Origin of the sequence: Hyphomonas sp. BRH_c22, assembly GCF_000961795.1 — a bacterium.
Classification (GTDB): Bacteria; Pseudomonadota; Alphaproteobacteria; order Caulobacterales; family Hyphomonadaceae; genus Hyphomonas.
In genome coordinates, this window is record NZ_LADU01000075.1 from 17,536 (window position 1) to 37,000 (window position 19,465).

General features: G+C 63.8%; 22 protein-coding genes. 13 read left to right on the forward strand and 9 right to left on the reverse strand.

Annotated elements, in window-relative coordinates:
* Positions 1 to 68 precede the first annotated feature (68 nt).
* The 3 genes from pyrF to VR74_RS09900 are packed head-to-tail and all read right to left on the reverse strand — an operon-like array spanning position 69 to position 2,239.
* Positions 69 to 968, reverse strand: a complete 900-nt coding sequence (gene pyrF / locus VR74_RS09890) for an orotidine-5'-phosphate decarboxylase (RefSeq protein ID WP_045696340.1) — start codon at positions 966 to 968, stop codon at positions 69 to 71.
* Positions 965 to 1,786, reverse strand: a complete 822-nt coding sequence (locus tag VR74_RS09895; protein ID WP_045696342.1) for a serine protease — start codon at positions 1,784 to 1,786, stop codon at positions 965 to 967. The genes pyrF and VR74_RS09895 overlap by 4 nt, the downstream gene beginning before the upstream one ends.
* Before the next feature lie 21 nt (positions 1,787 to 1,807).
* On the reverse strand, positions 1,808 to 2,239 hold the full coding sequence (locus tag VR74_RS09900) for a DUF350 domain-containing protein (RefSeq protein WP_045696344.1): 432 nt from the start codon (positions 2,237 to 2,239) through the stop codon (positions 1,808 to 1,810).
* Between the two features lie 93 nt (positions 2,240 to 2,332).
* Between VR74_RS09900 and VR74_RS09905 the strand changes: the two genes are divergently transcribed.
* From VR74_RS09905 to VR74_RS09925, 5 genes are read left to right on the forward strand one after another with little or no spacing between them, the layout of a single operon-like run.
* Complete coding sequence (locus tag VR74_RS09905) at positions 2,333 to 3,118, forward strand: 3-hydroxybutyrate dehydrogenase (protein WP_366462425.1); 786 nt, start codon at positions 2,333 to 2,335, stop codon at positions 3,116 to 3,118.
* A 54-nt stretch (positions 3,119 to 3,172) separates the two neighbouring features.
* Positions 3,173 to 3,529 (forward strand): hypothetical protein, encoded by a 357-nt coding sequence (locus VR74_RS09910; protein WP_045696348.1) that lies wholly within the window; start codon positions 3,173 to 3,175, stop codon positions 3,527 to 3,529.
* A 47-nt stretch (positions 3,530 to 3,576) separates the two neighbouring features.
* Positions 3,577 to 4,224: a hypothetical protein gene (locus VR74_RS09915; RefSeq protein WP_299950079.1), complete on the forward strand. Its 648-nt coding sequence runs from the start codon at positions 3,577 to 3,579 to the stop codon at positions 4,222 to 4,224.
* A 19-nt stretch (positions 4,225 to 4,243) separates the two neighbouring features.
* Complete coding sequence (locus VR74_RS20830; protein WP_299950081.1) at positions 4,244 to 4,672, forward strand: cation transporter; 429 nt, start codon at positions 4,244 to 4,246, stop codon at positions 4,670 to 4,672.
* Positions 4,669 to 5,055, forward strand: a complete 387-nt coding sequence (locus tag VR74_RS09925; protein ID WP_045696350.1) for a hypothetical protein — start codon at positions 4,669 to 4,671, stop codon at positions 5,053 to 5,055. Before VR74_RS20830 ends, VR74_RS09925 begins: the two co-directional genes overlap by 4 nt.
* A 36-nt stretch (positions 5,056 to 5,091) precedes the next feature.
* Here VR74_RS09925 and VR74_RS09930 read toward each other — a convergent pair whose 3' ends face one another.
* Positions 5,092 to 5,724, reverse strand: coding sequence for an SCO family protein (locus VR74_RS09930; RefSeq protein ID WP_045696351.1), 633 nt, complete (start codon positions 5,722 to 5,724; stop codon positions 5,092 to 5,094).
* Positions 5,725 to 5,786: 62 nt separating this feature from the next.
* Between VR74_RS09930 and VR74_RS09935 the strand changes: the two genes are divergently transcribed.
* The 3 genes from VR74_RS09935 (at position 5,787) to VR74_RS09945 (ending at position 10,149) form a co-directional block, all read left to right on the forward strand.
* Positions 5,787 to 7,154, forward strand: a complete 1,368-nt coding sequence (locus VR74_RS09935) for an ActS/PrrB/RegB family redox-sensitive histidine kinase (protein WP_045696353.1) — start codon at positions 5,787 to 5,789, stop codon at positions 7,152 to 7,154.
* A gap of 50 nt (positions 7,155 to 7,204) precedes the next feature.
* A complete protein-coding gene (locus tag VR74_RS09940) occupies positions 7,205 to 7,777 on the forward strand; it encodes an ActR/PrrA/RegA family redox response regulator transcription factor (RefSeq protein WP_045696354.1) in 573 nt (190 codons plus the stop codon).
* 131 nt (positions 7,778 to 7,908) lie between these two features.
* A complete protein-coding gene (locus VR74_RS09945; RefSeq protein ID WP_045696356.1) occupies positions 7,909 to 10,149 on the forward strand; it encodes a TonB-dependent receptor in 2,241 nt (746 codons plus the stop codon).
* Here VR74_RS09945 and VR74_RS09950 read toward each other — a convergent pair.
* Both VR74_RS09950 and VR74_RS09955 read right to left on the reverse strand, forming a co-directional pair.
* Positions 10,146 to 11,459 carry an amidohydrolase gene (locus VR74_RS09950; RefSeq protein ID WP_045696358.1) on the reverse strand — a complete coding sequence of 438 codons (1,314 nt, stop codon included), beginning with the start codon at positions 11,457 to 11,459 and terminating at the stop codon, positions 10,146 to 10,148. The two genes, VR74_RS09945 and VR74_RS09950, sit on opposite strands and share 4 nt — an antisense overlap.
* A gap of 51 nt (positions 11,460 to 11,510) precedes the next feature.
* Entirely contained in the window at positions 11,511 to 13,586 is a 2,076-nt protein-coding gene (locus VR74_RS09955) for a glycosyltransferase family 39 protein (protein ID WP_045696360.1), read from the reverse strand.
* Positions 13,587 to 13,740: 154 nt separating this feature from the next.
* Between VR74_RS09955 and VR74_RS09960 the strand changes: the two genes are divergently transcribed.
* Complete coding sequence (locus VR74_RS09960) at positions 13,741 to 14,472, forward strand: glycosyltransferase family 2 protein (protein WP_045696362.1); 732 nt, start codon at positions 13,741 to 13,743, stop codon at positions 14,470 to 14,472.
* A gap of 158 nt (positions 14,473 to 14,630) precedes the next feature.
* Positions 14,631 to 15,209, forward strand: a complete 579-nt coding sequence (locus VR74_RS09965) for a hypothetical protein (RefSeq protein WP_299950083.1) — start codon at positions 14,631 to 14,633, stop codon at positions 15,207 to 15,209.
* A gap of 79 nt (positions 15,210 to 15,288) precedes the next feature.
* Here the strand turns inward: VR74_RS09965 and phaR are convergent, their stop codons facing one another.
* Positions 15,289 to 15,861: a polyhydroxyalkanoate synthesis repressor PhaR gene (gene phaR / locus VR74_RS09970; protein ID WP_045696364.1), complete on the reverse strand. Its 573-nt coding sequence runs from the start codon at positions 15,859 to 15,861 to the stop codon at positions 15,289 to 15,291.
* Between the two features lie 150 nt (positions 15,862 to 16,011).
* Here phaR and phbB point away from each other — a divergent pair, with 150 nt between their 5' ends.
* Positions 16,012 to 16,737 carry an acetoacetyl-CoA reductase gene (gene phbB / locus VR74_RS09975; RefSeq protein WP_045696366.1) on the forward strand — a complete coding sequence of 242 codons (726 nt, stop codon included), beginning with the start codon at positions 16,012 to 16,014 and terminating at the stop codon, positions 16,735 to 16,737.
* Between the two features lie 283 nt (positions 16,738 to 17,020).
* Here the strand turns inward: phbB and VR74_RS09980 are convergent, their stop codons facing one another.
* Together VR74_RS09980 and gloB are read right to left on the reverse strand one after the other, a co-directional pair.
* Positions 17,021 to 17,467: a cupin domain-containing protein gene (locus tag VR74_RS09980; RefSeq protein WP_045696368.1), complete on the reverse strand. Its 447-nt coding sequence runs from the start codon at positions 17,465 to 17,467 to the stop codon at positions 17,021 to 17,023.
* Positions 17,467 to 18,228 carry a hydroxyacylglutathione hydrolase gene (gene gloB, locus VR74_RS09985; protein WP_045696370.1) on the reverse strand — a complete coding sequence of 254 codons (762 nt, stop codon included), beginning with the start codon at positions 18,226 to 18,228 and terminating at the stop codon, positions 17,467 to 17,469. The genes VR74_RS09980 and gloB overlap by 1 nt, the downstream gene beginning before the upstream one ends.
* Before the next feature lie 63 nt (positions 18,229 to 18,291).
* Between gloB and VR74_RS09990 the strand changes: the two genes are divergently transcribed.
* Both VR74_RS09990 and VR74_RS09995 read left to right on the forward strand, forming a co-directional pair.
* Positions 18,292 to 19,035 carry a methyltransferase domain-containing protein gene (locus VR74_RS09990; protein ID WP_045696371.1) on the forward strand — a complete coding sequence of 248 codons (744 nt, stop codon included), beginning with the start codon at positions 18,292 to 18,294 and terminating at the stop codon, positions 19,033 to 19,035.
* Between the two features lie 57 nt (positions 19,036 to 19,092).
* Positions 19,093 to 19,437 (forward strand): P-II family nitrogen regulator, encoded by a 345-nt coding sequence (locus tag VR74_RS09995; RefSeq protein ID WP_045696373.1) that lies wholly within the window; start codon positions 19,093 to 19,095, stop codon positions 19,435 to 19,437.
* The last annotated feature ends 28 nt before the right edge of the window (positions 19,438 to 19,465 follow it).

The window sequence follows — 19,465 nt, forward strand, 5'->3', positions numbered from 1 at the left end:
TTCGCCGCCTGTTGATTTGAAACGGGATGCTAGACCCTAAGCTGCATTTGTCGAGAGATGTCGCTGGGTTAGCTGCTGGCGGTCTCTGCAACGCCACTCAATGCGGTCAGGTCAGCCTGCGCGCTGTCAATGGCGCCGGCGATAGCGGACTGCCATTCAGCCAGGTCCCTTGCCTCAGCGGCGCCCGGAGGGAAATTCACTGACCTCGCCGCGTTGACGACGCCGCCTTCCAGATGGTTTCCGCGACGGACAAAGCCGGCCAGCGCATCCTGTGCGCCGCTTCCCTGCGTGCCATAGCCGGGCACGAGAAACAGGCAGCTCGGCGCCAGCTTCCGCAGGGCGCGCGCCTCGTCCGGCCCGGTCGCCCCTGCGACCAGCATGAGGCTCGACCAGCCGCTTTCGCCCTCAAGCCGCGCAATCGCCGGCTGCAGGGCCTCAACCACGCGCGCATAAAGCGGCGCGCCGCCCATGTCGCGCGTCTGGAAGTCCGCCGCGCCGGGATTGGATGTGCGGGCGAGCACGACAACGCCTTTGCCGTTGGCTTCGGCTGCAGCCAGAAAGGGCTCCAGCGTGTCCACGCCCATATAGGGATTGACGGTCACCGCATCGCAGGCAAAGGGCGCGCCCTTGCCGAGATAGGCCTGCGCATAGCCTTCGGCGGTGGAACCGATATCGCCGCGCTTGGCATCCGCAATCACGATCAGTCCGGCCGCCTTGCCGGCCTCGCAAACCCGCTGGAAGGCACGCATGCCATCGGGGCCGAGCCGCTCGAACAGCCCGACTTGCGGCTTGATCACGCAGGCGCGTCCGGCAACCTGCGAAATGATCGCCTCCCCCCAGCTGGCGAGACCGTCAGGCGTATCGCCGCCAAACAGGGCCGGAACCCGTCCGGGGTGGGGATCGATGCCGACGCAGAGCGGTCCCAGCGTGCGCGATGCAAGGGTGAGGCGGCTGGCAAAATCGGTCATGGCCGCACCTGGCAGGCGACCTTGACCACCTGCAGCCTGCGGCGGGCATTGTCCGATTGCGGCCCGTAAGTATGCACGGAGAAACTTTCCTGCGGTCCGTCGACCGTCGAAACGTCAAGGCTGGTCAGGAACGCCTCGACCGAGGATGGCGCCGCCGTGTAGATGCGGCCGCGCCGGGGGCTTTCGGCAACGATCACGCCGCGCACGCCGCCATCCTTGTCGAAGACCGGGCCGCCCGAAATACCGCCAAGCGTGCCCGTCAGGCCCTGCGTGCGGCCTATTTCGGCCCAGGCCAGGATGGGTTCAGCGCCATCGCGGCGCCCCCGCGTGATCAGTTTGGACCGCGACAGCAGCTTGGTCGCCACCTCGCCCGGCCGCCCCTGCGGATAGCCGACATGGTAGCCCTCGTCGCCGACCCGCAAGGGTTTGCCGAGGGCGAGCTTGACGGAACTGGGGCTGCGGCCGGTCGAAATCAGCGCAAGATCGCTGTCGGGATCAACTGTGACACGCTCAACCGGCACATACTGGTCCGGAGCGACCAGAAGGCCGACGCTGTTGCAGCCGTCAACCACATGCCGGGCCGTTATCCAGTCGCCATTATTGTTGATGGCAAAGGCCGTGCCGATGCCATCCTTCGGCGCGTCGACCTGCACGAGGATCTGTTCGTCCAGAATAGATGGCGGCGGCAGGGTCGGGCCGTCGGACTCGAAAACGGTCGGGGGCGGCTCAGGCGCGTCGGCATTGCGTTCATTGGCAAACAGCGTCCCGACAATGACGCAGAAAACCAGGAGGTACAGTGCCCAATCAAACGACCTCATCTGCGCAGGAGCCTCCTCTAATTAAAACCGTTGTAGCGCAGGATCCCACAATCCGGCAGCCAGAATGATCGCGGACGAGAGTTTTGCTGCGATCAGCACGATGGCGGCACCCGCCTGATCCTGCTCGATACGCTGGGGAATGTCACGCAGCACGACATCGACCAATCGGTACACGATCAATTGCAGCAACAGCGCGATGACGCCCCAGATGAGCAGATCCAGCAGCGACACGCTCGAGGCCAGGGTCGAGGCAATCGGAATCGCCAGCCCGGCAATCGCGCCGGCCAGGGCGAGCCCCGCCGAGGCATTGCCGCCCTTGACGAGGGCAAGTTCCTTCCAGGGCGTCAACAAGACATAGATAGTGCTTGCGACCAGCAGCATGACTCCGGCAGAAGTCGTCCAGAGCAGGAAGCGCGGAAACGCCTCAACAAAAGCACCGATTTCACCGTCCATTGAACCAACCTATCCTGAACACATATTCGCGATGGCCCTCCCGAGGCCGCCACTATCCCTAAACAGAGCGCGCCTGCGCCTCAAGGAGACATCATCATGCCAAGCGGAAAAACTGCACTCGTCACCGGCTCGACGAGCGGGATCGGGAAAGCGATTGCAACCCGCCTTGCGCGCCAGGGGTGCAATATCATCCTGAATGGCTTTGGTGAGGAAGCGGCGATCGAGGCAGAGCGCGCGGGGCTGGCAAAGGAATTTGGCGTCAAGGCCGGGTATTCCGGGGCCGATCTCACCCATCCGGATGCGATTGAAGGCATGATGCACTATGCAGCGCGCGATTTTGGCGGCGTGGACATTCTGGTGAACAATGCCGGCGTGCAGCATGTTGCACCGATTGAGGAATTTCCGGTTGCAAAATGGGATCTCATCATCGCCCTCAACCTGACGGCCGCCTTCCACACGACCCGCATGGCCCTGCCAGGCATGAAGGCAAAGGGCTGGGGCCGCATCATCAATATGGGCAGCGCGCATGCCAAGGTCGCCTCGCCGTACAAGTCTGCCTATGTCACCGCCAAGCACGGCCTCGCAGGCCTCACCAAGGTGACCGCCCTTGAAGGGGCAAAGCATGGCGTGCGCTGCAACCTGATCTGCCCCGGCTATGTCCACACACCTCTCGTCGATGGACAGATTGCCGATACGGCCAAGGCGCGGGGATTGACGCGCGACCAGGTGATCGAGGACGTGATCCTGAAAGCCCAGCCGACCAAGGAATTCGTGACCGTCGAGCAGATTGCCGGCTTTGCCGCCTTCCTCTGCTCGACGGACGCTGACCAGATCAATGGCGCGGAATTGTCCATTGATGGCGGCTGGACGGCTGAATAGGTCAAGCCTTCGTGAATTGACCCGCCACGCGTCCGCGGCGATAGAGGAAGCTGAATGGTTTCCAGACTCTTCATCCTCTGCCTGAGCCTCTGGCTGCTGGCGTCAGGCGTTGCGGCCGCAGCGCAGGACGAATGCCGTTCCGCCGGCATGCAAATGTCCCATCACGGCGCGATGACCATGCAAGATGATTGCGACATGGGCGCAATGCATGACACTGACCCGGTGCCAGCCGACAGCACGGACATGCCCGGGATGACCGCCTGCTGCTGCCCCGCCATTGTCGCGTCCCTGCCCGGCGCGCCGCACCCCGGCGGCCTGACTGCGCCCTACCCGCCCCTGTTCGACAAGCCCCTTGGCGAGTCGGCCACCTCCTACCCGTCTGTTCCGGAACCGCCACCTCCGCGGGCCTGATCCTGTTCTTGTAGACCCAGGATCAATCCGAAACAGAGGAGAAGGTATTGACCTTCATTTCATACGCCGCGCCTGCCGCGGCCTGCCTTGCATGGGCCATCCTTGCGCCGGTTGCCGAGGCCAGGCCCGTTTCCTATGCGGGCGGCTGGACAGCCATGCAGATGAACAATGGGGATTATTCCTCACTGCACATCCACTATTCACCCACAGCCTTCGATTCCGTTGGCCTTTATACCGAGCGGAACTGGGCTGACGATATCCAGTTCACCGGCATTCAGTACAATCGCCTTCTGAAGCGATGGAACGGCCCTTCCAGCCAGGGCAATCTCTACCTGAAACTGGCCGCAGGACAGGCAGATCCGTTCGGCAGCGCCGGACCGGAACTGGCCGGAATTGCCGGTTTCGCCGCTGACTGGGAAACCCGCCGATGGTTCACGTCCTTCGAGACGCGCGCCACGGACTTTCCCGGCAATCAGAGTGTCAGCCATAGCGGGCGCATCGGTGTCGCGCCGTATATCGGCGACTATGGCGATCTCCACACCTGGCTGATGCTGCAGGTGGATAACCAGCCGGACGCAGCCGAGCCCGTCACGACCACCCCCCTGATACGGTTCTTCAAGGGCGTCCAGATGGTCGAGCTCGGCTACACCGTAGAAACAGAAGAATTGCTTGCGAACTGGATCATCCGGTTCTGAACCCAAAAGGAATATACCCATGAAAACAGTCACGATTGCTCTCTCGTCCCTCGCCCTCTGCCTGCTCGCTGCACCAGCCTTAGCGCAGGAGACGGCGGAACCGGCCCCTATGGACCATTCTACGATGGACCATTCCGCCATGGACCATTCCGCGCATGCCGACGCCGTTCGACCGGCCCCGGCGGCGCAAGAAGAGGCCCCGCCTGCCGCTTCAGGCGAAACCGTCACCGCCAGAGTCAACGGCCTGGTCTGCGATTTCTGCGCCCAGTCGATCCGGAAAGTCTTCGGCAAGCAGGCTGCCGTGGAGACCGTCAAGGTCGACCTTGACAAGGGCGAAGTCGTACTCGGCATGAAGAAGGGCCAGACGCTTGATGACGAAACTGTCGGCGAGCTGATTCGCAAGTCCGGCTACGCGCTCGTGGAAATCAAGCGCGCAGGTGGCGTATGAGCGAAGATATCCGGTCGCCAAGCACGCTGCCGGCCTTTCTCTCCCTGTTCACCTCGACCGGGACGCTGGTCTGCTGCGCCCTGCCCGCCCTGCTGGTGAGCCTGGGGGCTGGCGCGGTCATGGCCGGACTAATTGAAGCCGTGCCGCAGATCACCTGGCTCGGCAGGAACAAGGCGCTCGTGTTCGGGATCGCGGGCACAATGATCGCGCTCTCCGGAGCATCGCAGTGGCATGCCCGCTCTTTGCCCTGCCCGATAGATCCGGCCGCCGCGCGGGCCTGCACGCGGGCCCGGCGCATGAGCTGGATTGTCTGGTGGATCAGCCTTGCGGCGTTCCTGATCGGCGGGTTCTTTGCCTTCTTTGCGGCCAGCCTGTTCGCATAGTCCTTGTGGGGCCCTGTCCGCCGGACGGGGCCCTGCCTAGTCTTCCAGCACCTCGGCGAGGCACGCGGCGATGGTTTCGCTCGTGTCCTCGTGGGTGAAGAAGGTCTTCAGCTTCCAGTCCTCGTCCATCAGGTAGAGCAGGCTCGTATGGTCCATCGTGTAGCCGGCTGAGCTGCTGTCATCGTCGATGCGCGAATAGTCGGCGATGAAGGAATCGGCGGCTGCACGGACCTGTTCCTTGGTGCCGGTCAGGCCAACCAGATTCTCGGGAAACGCAGCCGTTGTGACGTATTGCGCGAGGGTTTCGGGCGTGTCGCGCTCGGGATCGACCGAGATCAGCAGTGTTTGCGGCGGTTCCAGGCCGTCGGGCAGCATCTTGTAGGCGCGCGCCACGCTGACCAGCGTCATCGGGCAGACATCCGGGCAATAGGTAAAACCGAAATAAATCAAGGCCGGGCGGCCCTTGAAATTGTCCTCAGTAACCGCTTCGCCCTTGTCGTTGACGAGCGAGATGGGCCCGCCAATCTCCGGGTATGACCGGCTGAGGCAACCCGATTGCGCCCCGCCGGACCGGGCCTTGGCGGGTGCGGACGTGGTGTCGGAGGGGGTGCAGGCGGTGGCGGCAAGGACGCCAAGCGCGGCAGCAAGGGTGCGGTAAGGGAGGGTCATGGCCGCGATATGCCGCCATCAGCCCGCTTGGCGCAAGCGTCACGCTGCCGCATAAGCAGGGCATGGATGATATCACCCGAGATTCCCGTTACGGGCTGGACGACGCCGTTTTCACGCTGGCGCCCGAAGGACTGGGGTCGGCGCAATCGGCGCTGGGCCGGACGCGGCTGCGTACCTTCATCACGCTGCGCTGGCTGGCCGTGGCGGGTCAGACGGCGGCGGTCCTGTTCGTGGCCTTTGTCATGGGGTTCGAAGTGCCGCTGGCCCTGTGTCTGGCGATCATCGCCGCGTCCGCCTGGCTCAACGTGTTCCTGGCCTTTGCCTTCCAGAGCCAGCGCCTGACGCGGGGGTGGGAAGCGAGCCTGCAGCTGGCCTTTGACACATTGCAGCTGGCCGCGCTGATCACCGTGACGGGCGGCCTGTCAAACCCCTTCCTGCTGCTGCTGCTGGCGCCTGTGACCGTGGCGGCCCTGTCGGTGTCGCAGGCGCGCGCCACGATGATCGCCGCACTGGCGCTCGCATCGGCCGCCGCCATGTCCCTGTTCACCATGCCCCTGCCCTGGGCGGGCGGCGAAGTGATCAGCCTGCCGCCGCTGTTCCAGTGGGGCCAGTTTACCGCGCTTGCGGTCGGCGTTGTGTTCTTCTCCCTGTCAGCGGTACGGGTGAGCCAGGACGAAGCACGCCTCGTGCGGGCCCTCGATGCGGCCAGCGTGGTGATGGCCCGTGAGCAAAAACTGTCGGCGCTGGGCGCCATGTCGGCCATGACGACGCACGAACTGGGCACACCGCTTGCCACCATTCACCTCGTGTCCAAGGAACTCCTGTCGGAAATCGGCCCTGACCATCCGCATTTCGAGGACGTGAACCTGATCGCCGAACAGGCCGACCGGTGCCGCGCCATCCTGGCGACCATCCGCGAGGCCCGCGAGGCGACTGACATTGTGCACGCCCTGATGCCGCTGGATGCGCTGGTCGAGGAATCGGCGGCCCCGTTCAAGGGGCTGGGCGTGGAACTGGTCGTGCGGGCCGGTCCCGGCGAGCGGGGCGAACCCAAGGCGCCCGTGCTGAACCGCAGCCCCGAAATCCTGCACGCGCTGGGCGCCTTCATCGAGAATGCCGTAAGCTTTGCCGATACGCGGGTGACGGCCGTTGCCTCCTGGACTGACGACCAGATCCTGATCACGATCACCGATGACGGCCCGGGCTTTGCCGCCGAGGTCATGCCCAAGCTCGGCGAGCCCTATGTCTCGCAGCGCAGCGAGGCGCAACTCGGCGGCGGCGACATGGGGCTGGGCTTTTTCATCGCCAAAACCCTGATCGAACGCACCGGCGGACGCATCGCCACGCGCAACCGCACACCCCCCAAGCGCGGCGCCGTTGTGCAGGCCCTTTGGCCACGTGCAGCGCTAGAGGCTTCTAAATTGGCCTAGCGCGTGCAAAAGACCTATATTGCTCTGGAATCACTAGAAGGAATGCGGACATGGACCGCCCGGTGTCTGTAAACGTGCACGAAAGCCTCAAGGACGTGGAGGACCGCACCTGTCTCGTCATGGACGATGACGGCCCCTTTGTTCAGCGCCTGGCCCGCGCGCTGGCCCAGCGCGGCTTTGTTGTGTCAGCCGTTTCAACCGTCAGCGAAGGCAAGGATATTGCCCGCCTGAACCCGCCGGCCTTTGCCGTGCTGGACCTGCGCCTTGAAGATGGCAGCGGGCTGGACGTGGTCGATGTGCTGCAAAAGCACCGCCCGGAGGCCCGCGCCGTGATCCTGACCGGTTATGGCGCCATCGCGACGGCGGTTGCCGCAGTCAAGGCCGGCGCGGTCGACTATCTGTCGAAACCCGCCGATGTGGACGATATCATTCGCGCGCTCACCGCCACGAAGGACGAGAAGCCTGCGCCACCGGAAAACCCGATGTCGGCCGACCGGGTGCGCTGGGAACACATCCAGCGCGTCTATGAGCTGTGCAATCACAATGTCTCCGAGACGGCCCGCCGCCTCAACATGCACCGCCGGACGCTGCAGCGCATCCTGGCCAAGCGCGCGCCGCGCTAGCGCTGCGTCACCCACGGGTTGCGGCCCTGAAAACATGACTGCAGCGTCACCAAAACGGTGACTGCAGCGTCATGAGAACCGTAACATTTGCAACGGTTGCAAAGGATTCTCAGGTCGCCTAAGCGCGGCGGATGAAACCGTTTCACGCCCTCCCCGCCTCGCTTCTCCTTGCCTCAATTTTTGCCCCCGCCGCCGCTGAGCCCAGCGACCCGGCGCGGCGCCTGGACCCGGTTGTGACGACCGCTACGCCCAGCGCTACGCCATTGGCTGACATTCCCATGTCGGTCAGCGTTATCGGGGCCGATGCGCTGCGGCTGACGGATGCCTATCTGGGGGCAGAGGATGTGACCGACCTGCTGACCGGCGTCGATGCGGCGGTGGCCAATGGCACGCAGGTGGCCTTCCAGATCCGCGGCATCGGCGCGGTGGACCATCAGGCGCTGACGCCGACGGCGGCGGCCGTCTATGCCGATGGCGTCTATCTCGCGACCAACGTCCAGACCGGCCTGATGCTGTACGACCTGGAGCGGATCGAGGTGCTGAAGGGCCCGCAGGGCACGCTGTATGGCCGCAATGCCTCTGGCGGCGCGATCAATTTCATTTCGGTCCGGCCGGGCGAGGGCCAGAGCCGCTATGTGCGGGCCGGCTATGGCAATCTCGGCCGCGTGGACCTTGGCGGCGCCTATGGGACCGCGCCGGGTAACGGCCTCAGCTACCGCCTTGCCGGGCGGTATCTTTCGCGCGATGCGGCGCTGGACAATACGGCCGGCCCGGTCGACGCGGGCGGCGTGCGCGACGAATTCGGCCTGCGCCTCGGCCTGCTCTGGGAGAATGCGGGCGGCGGGGAATTGCTGGTGCGTACGCATTACGAGGAAGAAAATGGCGTCAATGCCGCGCCGCGCAATGACAGCCTAGCCCTTGGCAACCACGAGATCGCCGTTGCGGGCGATGGCCTGCAGGACACGGATAATGCCTTCTATGGCGCGTCAGCCGAATATAGCCGCGCGCTGGGGCGCTGGGAGTTTGCCTCGCTGACGGCCTTTGAAGGTTATGGCCAGCAGTACGGTTTTGACTTTGACGGCGCCGTCGCCCTGTTCGGTAATCCCGGCCTGAACGCAAACCTCGCCTATGACCGTGCGTTCCGCCAGTATTCGCAGGAGTTCCGCCTGCAGACGGACTGGAGCGGAGGCCATACGCTGGTGGGCCTCAGCGCATCGGCCGATGATTTCAGCCAGACCTATACGATCTGGTGCGGCGTGCTGGACCAGGACACATTGCTGGGCACATGCCCCTATGTCGGCGCGGGAAGCCGCGCGGGCCCGGCGCCTGTATCGCCCGGAACGGCGATGTCTCTGGTGACCGACATCAACCAGTCGCGCACGGCGCTGGCCGCCTTCACGCATAATGAATTCGACCTGACGGAGCGCCTGACGGCCACGCTGGGCCTGCGCGTGACCGACGAGCGTATCGAAGGGCATGGCGGCGGGCGGCATGTGTTCGATGACGGCATTGTGGGCTACAATAATGTCGGCGGGCTGGGCCTTGCCTTCGGATCGAACGCGATTGACGAAACGCGTCTCAGCGGCAATGCGGCGCTGTCCTATGACATGGGTCCGGGCATGGCCTATGCGTCCGTTTCAGACAGCTACAAGTCGGGCGGCTTCAATGGCGAAGTCCAGAACAATGCGACCCATTTTGCGAGCGAAGGCCTGTTCGATGCGGAATCGGTGACGGCGTACGAGCTTGGCTACAAGGCGCGGGCGACGGATACGCTGAGCTGGAGCCTTGCCGCCTTCTGGCAGGATTACGATGCGCCGCAGGCACGGATTTTCGTGAACTTCCCCTTGCCGGACGGTTCGAGCATCACGTCCAACTCGCTGTCGAACCTTGATGCCGCGACCGTGCATGGCGCCGAGGGGGAGGTGACATGGCAGCCGGCCAGCGGCCTGACGCTGAATGCCGGGCTGACCCTGCTCGACACCGGGATCGATCAGGTGACCGATATTGGCGGCAATGCCGCAAAATTCGACGGCAATCCCCTGCCCTTCGCGCCGGATGTGTCGGCCACGCTGGGCGGGCGCTATGCTTTCGCGATGACACGGGGCGTGGACGCGAGCCTTGCGGCGCATGCCAAGTATCGCGGCGACTATTATCTCGACCCGGAAGGCCTCGAGACGCGGATGCAGGCCGGGTTCACGACATTGCAGGCCGAGGCGGTCTTCACGTTCACGGATACAGGCCTCAGCCTGACCGTGTGGGGGCGCAACCTGACCGATGAGGATTATGCCCTCTCCGGCTATGGCTTCATCGGCTACAACACGTTCCGGTCAGACCCGCGCACTTACGGCGTGCGGCTGGACTACAGCTTCTAGCTGACCGGCTTCATAAGGGCCATTGCGCCCAGAACCATCGCCTCGGTTCCCAGCGTGACGGAAGGTTGCGGGTCGATCTTGAAGAAGGGCGAATGGTGGGACGGTGCTGTTGCCACATCTGCTTCCGGTGTGCCGCCGACGCTGAAATAGACGCCTTTGACACCGGTTTCAGGTGCAACGAAATAGGCAAAGTCTTCTGCGCCCATGCCGTCGCGCGGCTGGTCAAACAGCGTACCTTCCGGCAGCGCGGCCACGAAGACATCCCGCAGGCGCCGGGCCGTATCGGCATCATTGATCGTGGGCGGTGTCGATTCGGTCTCTGAGCGGACGACCTCCGGCATCAGGTCTTCCGGAACGCCCATGGAAATGGCAACGCCCCGGGCGACCCGGTCGATGCCGTCAAGCAATTGCGTGCGCACGTCCGGATGATCGGAGCGAACCGTCAGCTGCATCTCGACCTTGTCACCGATGATGTTGTGTTTGGCGCCGCCATGGAAGGCGCCAACGGTGATGACGCCGGGATCAAGCGGAGCAATCGACCGCGAAACGACCGACTGCAGCGAGACAACGATCTGCGAGGCAATGAGGACCGGGTCGATACCCATGTGCGGATAGGCGCCGTGCGTGCCAACGCCATGAACGAGAATGTCCACACTGTCGGAACTGGACGCCACGATATCGAGCGGCACCTGGATGCGTCCGGTCGGGACATCGGCCGCGACATGGAAGGCAATGGCATAGTCCGGCTTGGGGAAGCGGGTATAGAGGCCGTCATCCATCATGGCATGGGCGCCGCCAATGCGCTCCTCGGCAGGCTGGCCAACCAGGACCAGTGTGCCTGACCATTCGCCCTTGCGGGCCGCCAGTTGCTTCGCCGCGCCGACCAGTGAGGTGATGTGCACATCGTGGCCGCAGGCATGCATGACGGGCTTTTCCACGCCGTCAATATCGACCTGCGTGGCCGTGGAGGCATAGGAGAGCCCGCTGTCTTCCTTCAGCGGCAGGCCGTCCATGTCGGCGCGCATCAGGACGGTCGGGCCGTCGCCATTCTTCATCACCGCGACAATGCCGGTGCCGCCAACGCCTTCTGTCACATCAAAGCCGAAGGCGCGGATTTCCCTGGCCAGAATCTTCGCCGTACCGGTTTCGCGAAAGGAGAGTTCCGGGTTGGTGTGGAAATAGGTGAACAGCGCGCCGAGATGGGTGTCATAATCCGCGGCAATGTCTGCGCGGAGCGCTTCATCTGCAAGCGCTGGCGCTGCACTAAGCACAAGGACGGAGGCAGCCAGGGCCAGTGATTTCATGTTCATCTTGTCTCTCCATTTTGGAGAGAAGCTAGGCGGACGGTGCCGGACTGTAAATCACTGATCCGGCCCGGTGCCCGGACACCCGCCCATATCGAAGCGGATGGCGCGGAAATTGACCGGGTCGCCGTTCGAATAGTTGAGCGCATAGTAGGGCTCGGACTCGGTGACGCAGAGGCCCATGCTTTCGGCCTGGGCGCGCAGGCTGGCGACTTCTTCCACGATGGGCGGCTCGGCCTTGCGGTCCTCGAAATTGACGAGGTAGACGACCGGGTAGGCTGACGGCTCGGCGGGCAGGTCGAGCGGTGTTTCCGGCGGGTGCAGGTTCTGGGTGCCGAGGGTGAGGATATAGCTCGGTTCGGCATAGCCGAGGGCGAGGATGCGCTGCGGGGCAGTCGTGTTGCACTCGGCATCCTCGCCCGGGACGCCGCAGACCTCTTCCAGCGCGGCGCGGGCGGTCTCGGTTGGCTGCATCCAGACCTGGCTCGGCAGCATGTAGATGCGGATGTGCCAGCCGATCGCGAGGCTGGCGGCAATCGCAAACAGGATGGCGAGGCCGTCATGGCGGCGGGCAAACTCGATGATGGCGAGGCCTGACAGGGCAAAGCCGATCCACCAGAGCCAAAGCGGAAAGCTGCGATAGGCGGTCCAGGATTCGAGCACCTGGCTGGCGGCGGCCGTGGTGAAATCACCTGCCGTCTCTTCCATGAAGTACACGGCCACACCTGGAAACGAGGCGGCGAGCAGGGCAATCGCGCCGATGGCAAACAGGGTGAGCGAGATCCAGCGGCTGACGGGCATGCGCGCGCCTTCCATCAGCTGCACGGCCGCATAGCCGCAAAGCAGGCCCATGGCCGGATAGGCCGGCAGGATATAGTGGCTGAGCCTTGTCGGCATCAGTTCGAAGAAGATGAAGGTCAGGCCCGCCCAGGCGACGAGAAAGCGGATGGCGCGAGTCTCGTCCGTCAGCCCGTCAATGCCGATCGGCCAGCGCGCCTTCCAGTCGTCGCGGCCCGATATGTACCAGAAGGCGGCGAGCAGCAGGGCCGGATAGGCCGGAAGGGTCTTCAGCGAGGCGAGCGAATTCAGGGTGGATGCGGCAAGGCCCGTGCCGTCCGGCCGCGGCAGCAAGGGCAGGACGTACAAGAGGACCAGGAGGAAGGCGAACACGATGGCCGAGATCGCCGCTGAATCGCGCAGCCATTTCCAGCCAAGGTCACCCCGGGGCTTGAGGCGCTGCCAGGCGGCGGCACATCCGGGCACCAGGAGGAGCGTGGCCGGGAAGAACCAGGCGGGCAGATGGGTCAGGTGGTAGAAGGCCCAGCCGCCATGGCCTTCGGAGGCTCCGGTGAACTTGTCCTTGAGGTCCTTGCCGACGGCGCCCTTGATGTACTCGCCGCTGGTGGCGGCCTGTATCCAGAGGAACCAGGGCAGGACGAGCGCCACGAAGATCAGCGGGCCGGGCCACCAGAGCAGCACGCGCCACCAGTCGCCGCCCTTGCCGCCCGCCGCCCGTGTCCAGACCCAGGCGCCTACGCCCGCATAGGCGGCGACCATGGGGCCGACGGGGCCCTTGATGAGGAAGACGAGGCCCATGCAGGTCCAGAACAGGAGCGCCATGCGTTTCGACTGGTCACCCTGCATGTAGAGCCGGGCGAGCGCGCCGATACTGAGCGTCGTCAGGAAGATGAGCACGCCGTCCGTCTTCGAGATATGCCCCTCGCTGGTGAGCAGCAGGGTCGCGCCGAACAGGGCGGCGCCGAGGAAACTCGCCCGGCGCCCGATCAGCGGGATGCCGCACCAGAAACAGGCAAGCGTGCCAAGGGCCACGCCGAGCCAGCTTGGCACGCGATAGGTCCAGATCTGCTTGGCTTCGGCGCCGGTAAACAGCGCGGTGGAGCCGGCCTGCAGCCAGTGGATTCCGGCGGGCTTCTTGTTGCGCAGCTCGTCCTGGTAGCGCAGGCGGATATAGTCGCCCGATTCAAGCATCTGCTTGGAGGCCTGCGCGAAACGGCTCTCGTCGCGGTCCAGCGCCGGCAGGGTGAACACGCCGGGCGCGGCGGCAGCGAAGGTGAGCACGAAGAGGAGGACCCAGGCTTTCCAGCCGGTCGAGAGGCGGTCGAGAAGTGTCATGGCTCTGCCTTCTAGCGGGTCACGTCCGGTCCGTCTCGTGATTTTGGACAGAAAGTCCTGTATCAGAACGAGATGAGGTAAGGTCTCGCTTTTGCGGGTTTGCCTCGTTATGAGGCGTTGTTCGTTTTCCCCGCAAGCCTGAAGGCTCAGTGATTTGGCCAATTCCCTTGAATTCTCTGTTGTCGTGCCCGTGCACAACGAAGCCGGCAATGTCGAGATGCTGATCGAAGAGATCGTGCGGGCCCTGGACGGGCGCGCCTTTGAAATGGTTTTCGTCGACGATGCCTCGACCGATGACACGCGCGCCGTGCTGTCGGAACTGAAGTCACGCTTCCCGATGCTGAGGGTTCTGGGACACCGCAGGAATGCCGGGCAAAGCCGTGCGATCCGGTCGGGCATCCTGGCTGCGCGGGCGCCGGTGATCGGTACGCTGGACGGCGACGGCCAGAATGACCCGGCCGACCTGCCGGACCTTTACCGCGCCCTGACCCGCGCCGATGCGCCCGCCGACCTGAAAATGGTCATGGGCCGCCGGGCCAGCCGCAAGGACACGCCGTGGAAACGGTTCGGATCGCGTTTTGCCAACAATATCCGCCAGCGGCTGCTGAAGGATGATTGCGACGACAGCGGATGCGGCACCAAGGCGCTGTATCGCGACGCCTATATCTCCCTTCCCTATTTCGACCATATGCACCGCTATGTCCCGGCCCTGATGCGGGCCGAGGGCTACAATGTCGAATACCGGGACGTGAACCATCGCCCGCGCGGCAGCGGCACGTCGAACTATACCAATTTCGGCCGCCTGAACGATGCCCTGTCGGACCTGCGCGGCGTGATGTGGCTGATCCGCCGCCGGCGCCAGCCGGGCGGCGCGGACGAGATCTAGGCGCCAATTTCGCGTCGCGACGCGAAATCGCCCGTGATTACAGCTATTCTCGACCCATATGCCCGGCCGCTGCCCGCGTTTCGGGAAATCCGCTCGCATCGCCGTGCCGGATACGGTAAACCTGATCTTAACTCAGCCGGATGACGGGTGGTGATGACATGAGCAACAAGACACGGATCGCACTTGCGGGAGCTGCGGTCGCCAAAATGGAACGCGAGAAGCGTGAGAAACACGCTTCGAACGACTCGAATGAAAAGGGGTACATGATGCGCGCAATTTTCGGAATCTTTCCGCTGCTGGTCATTCCGGTGGCACTCTACAACCTGCTGGCGCTGGGCTTTGGCGGCGCGGTCGAGACCGTGAATGCGCAGGGTGAACTGGTGCGGGCGACCAGCGCGCCGATCCTGAACCTGCTGAACGGCCCGTTCATGCACATGCCGATGATTTCCGGCGTCGACTGGATGCTGACCAAGGGCGACGCGATCCTGCTGCTGGCGATCGTGTTCCTGTTCCTCGAAATCCTCAAATCGACCAGTACGGGCACCTCGACCATCATCAATCACGCCATCTCGATGATGCTGTTCATCGTCTGCCTGATCCAGTTCCTGCTCCTGCCGAACTTCGCGACCTCGACCTTCTTCATCCTGATGTCGATGGCCTTGCTGGACGTGCTGGCCGGTGTCGTGGTGACCATCGTGTCGGCACGGCGCGACTTCGGGGTGGCCGGGGACGTCTGACACGGCCTTCAATCGCTGAAAACAAGACGGCCTGCCGCGTTTCCGGGGCAGGCCGTTTTCGTTTGCAGTGAGTCCGGACCTATTCCTTCTTGGCGAGGTCGGCGAGCTGGTCCTGGATGGCCTGCATCTGTGCCTGCATGGCAGCGAGCGCCTCGGCCTGGAATTCCAGGATCGGATTTGACGGTGTGGTTTTCTCGGTTTGGGACGCCTTGTAGAGTGTCGGCATGAACATCTTCATGCCCTGTTCGAACATGGCCATGTTGCGCTTGGCCTGTTTTTCGAACGCGGACATCGGGTTGGCCGCCTTGCGCCATTCCTTCTGCGTGTCAGCGAAACTGTTCATGGACATGTCGAGGAAGGCCGGCAGGAAGGTCTGCGCGCCGCCGCCATAGAACCCGATCAGCTTGCGCAGGAAATTCAGCGGAAGCGCGCCTTCGCCCTTTGTTTCCTGCTCGAAAATGATCTGGGTGAGGACCTGACGGGTCAGGTCTTCGCCGGATTTGGCATCGCGCACTTCAAAATCCCGGCCCTCGCGGACGAGCTCGGACAAGTGGTCCAGCGTCACGTAGGATGAGGTCGATGTGTCGTAGAGACGCCGATTCGCGTACTTCTTGATGATGATCGTCTGTGACGATCCGTTTGGCTTGGCCATGTCCTGCCCTCTATTCTCCAGATCGGAGAAGCAATTATTGTGCTATGCAGCAATGTTTGCACAGATTTTGCGTGTGACCAATGTCCTAGTTGAAGTCCGAGGGCCATGAAGGCTACGAGTGGATGCAACTTAACGCCGGAGGAAAAAGGCATGACAAAAACAGTTCTGGTCACAGGGGGCACGCGCGGCATCGGGCGGGCGATCAGTGAGACGATGAAGACCAAGGGTTACAAGGTGGCTGCCAATTATGGCGGCAATGACGAAGCCGCCAAAGCGTTCGAACAGGAAACGGGTATCAGGACCTACAAGTTCGACGTCGCCGACTATGACGCGGTCGGCAAGGGCATCGCCGCAATCGAAGCCGACCTCGGCCCCGTCGATATCATCATCAACAATGCCGGCGTGACGCGCGATGCGCCCTTCCACAAGATGACGCTCGAGCAGTGGCAGGAGGTCATCAATATCGACCTGACCTCCGCGTTCAACGTGACGCGCCATGTCTGGGAAGGCATGCGTGACCGCAATTTCGGCCGCGTGATCAATATTTCGTCGATCAACGGACAGAAGGGCCAGTTCGGCCAGGCCAACTATTCCGCCGCCAAGGCGGGCCTGATCGGCATGTCCAAGGCGCTCGCCCAGGAAGGCGCCAAGAAGGGCATCACCGTGAACACGGTCTGTCCGGGCTATATCGATACGGAAATGGTGCGCGCGGTGCCGGAAAAGGTGCTGGAAGGCATTATCGCGACCATTCCGGTCGGACGCCTCGGCAAGGCGGAAGAGATTGCGTCCATGTGCGCCTATCTCTCCAGCGACGAAGCCGCCTTCATCACGGGCGCAACCATGACCGTGAACGGCGCGCAATACATCGCGGGCTAGGCTGGCAGGCATTGCAGTCAAACCGAAGAACCGGACCGGCCCTGCGCCGTCCGGTTTTTCTTTTATGAAGACGCGGGAGGCGAGTGCCGGAATCGCGTTTCAGTCTGGTGTGTGAGGATGGTTCAGGGTCGCGATTCCCTGCCTCGTCTCCCGCGCTGTCCCGCCAGCAGGGGCGCGGGCGGAACGGGCACAGAATATGCCAGGATGCGCGCTGTAGGACAGGTTTCTGCCGGAGGCCCGGCCTGCGGGCGACCCCGGCGCCAAACCTGTCTGGCAGGGACCGTCAGGGCCTTGGACGCCAGTCAGGCGGAGCAAGTTCGAACCCCTTGAATTCGAACCCCGGCGCGACCGTGCAGCTGACGAGCGTCCAGGCGCCGAGCGTTTCGGAGGTCTGCCAATGATGGGCCGGCACAATGACCTGCGGGCGCTGGCCGGTGCGCAGGTCCGGGCCGAGATGGAAGGCTTCCGCGCCATTGCCGCCGGGCGGCGAGAGCGTCAGCGAAAGCGGGCCGCCGGCATGCCAGAACCAGGCCTCGTCGGCATCGACCCGGTGCCAGGCCGAGACTTCATCTGCCTGCAGCAGGAAATAGATGGCGGTAGAGGCGGGACGGTAGCCGGGCAGCGAGGGGGCACGGAACGTCTCGGCATAATGGCCGCCTTCCGGATGCGGCCGCAGGCCAAGCATGCGGATGATCTCATTGGCGCCAAGGTCTCCGGAGATGGCGTCCATCAGAACCGGTCCTTGCGCCCGCGGATTTCCGCAAAGGTGGCGACCGGGTCGCCGGGATGGCCCATCGCCGCCTGCAGGGCCGGATCGTCGGCGCGCAGGAAGGGATTGGTGGCGAGTTCTCGGGCAAGCCGTGTCGGCACGGTACATTCGTTGCGGGCCCGTTTGGCATGGATCTCGCGGGCATAGTCAGCAAGCGCCGCATTATCCGGATCGACCGTCACGGCGAATTTCGCATTCGATGCGGTGTATTCATGGGCGCAGTAAAGCGCGGTTGCGGGCGGCAGGGCCTTCAGCCGGGACAGGCTGTCCCACATCATCCCCGGATTGCCTTCGAACACGCGCCCGCAGCCGAGCGCAAAGACCGCATCGCCGACAAAGGCGGTGGCTTCGGCTGGCAAATGGTAGGCGATATGGCCAAGCGTATGCCCGGGCACGTCAATCACATGGGCTTCCAGCGCACCGAGGGTGACCAAGTCACCCGTCTTCACGGCGCGGTCGATGCCGGGAATCTTGGCCGCTTCACCCGCCGGGCCGGTAATCGTGCAACCGGTCGCGTCCTTGATGGCGAGATTGCCGCCGGCATGGTCGGGGTGCCAGTGCGTGTTCCATATCTGCGTGATGGTCCAGCCCCGGGAGGCGGCCTCGGCGAGGTATTTTCCCGCATCCGGCGTGTCGATGGCGGCGGTTTCACCGGAGGCCGTGTCGTGCGCCAGGAATCCGTAATTATCATTCAGGCAGGGAAACTGGTGTATCTGGAACATGTTTTCGGGTCTCCTTTGCCGCTATAAGCGGTCACAAGCCCTTGATCTAACACAAGGAAGACGATGCGTCAGGATGCGGTCACGCTCGAACGGTTCTATGCCTCCCCGCTGGGGAGCGCGGCGGCGCGCATCCTGTCGACAAAGCTGATCGACCTTTGGGGCGACGCGAACAATCTCTCCCTGCTGGGGCTTGGATACGCGCTGCCCGTGCTGGATGCGTTTGGTGACCAGCCAGGCCGCAGCGTGGCGGCCGTGCCTTTCGACCACGGGCCGGTGAAGTGGGACCCGACCGGACGGGGCAATGCCGCCGTGTCGGTCGGCGACCTGCGCCTGCCTTTTCCCGATGGCATGTTCGACCGGGTGATCGTCCTGCACGGCCTGGAAGAGACTGGCGACCCGCGGGCCTATCTCCGCGAAATCTGGCGCGTGATGGCGCCGGAAGGGCGCATTGTGCTGGCCGCCTCGAACCGGGCGGGGCTCTGGTCACGGGCCACGCGCACGCCATTCGGGCAGGGCCGCCCCTGGAGCCGGGCCCAGTTGATGAACCTGATGTCCATCGGACTGTTCCAGGTGACCGCCAGTTCGAGCGCCCTGTACATGCCGCCCGTATCGGCCAGGATCGTGACGGCGGCGGCAGAGGGATGGGACGCGATCGGACGCCTGATCACGCCCGGCTTCGGCGGCGTGGTCCTGGTCGAGGCGGTCAAGCGGCTCTATGCCTCACCGGGCGGAGGCGCGGTGGCCCCGGTCGTTGACCGTGTGCGCCTGGCCAAGCCTGCGACAAGCAATGGCCGCGAAAGGCATTGACGCGCGCCGTGCTGCAGATACGTTCGCAAGTGCACAAAACATAAAGGCCAGCAGACCATGAAACTCGTCACAGCAATCTTCAAGCCCAGCCGACTCGACGCCGTGATTGATGCGCTGTCGGAAGCCGGCGCCACCGGACTGACGGTTTCAGAAGTGCGTGGCTATGGCCGCCAGCAGGGCAAGACCGAAGTCTATCGCGGCGCGGAATACGAAGTCCGCCTGCTGCCGAAAGTCAGGGTGGAAGTCGCGTGCGCCGACGCCGATGTGGAGCGCTTTTCCGACGCCATCTCCGCCGCTGCCAATACCGGGACGATCGGTGACGGAAAGATATTCGTCCTCACCGTGGATTCGGTGGTGCGCATCCGGACCGGCGAGCGTGACGAACAGGCCCTGACGGGCTGACCTGACGTACGCCGCAATGATGGAAAAT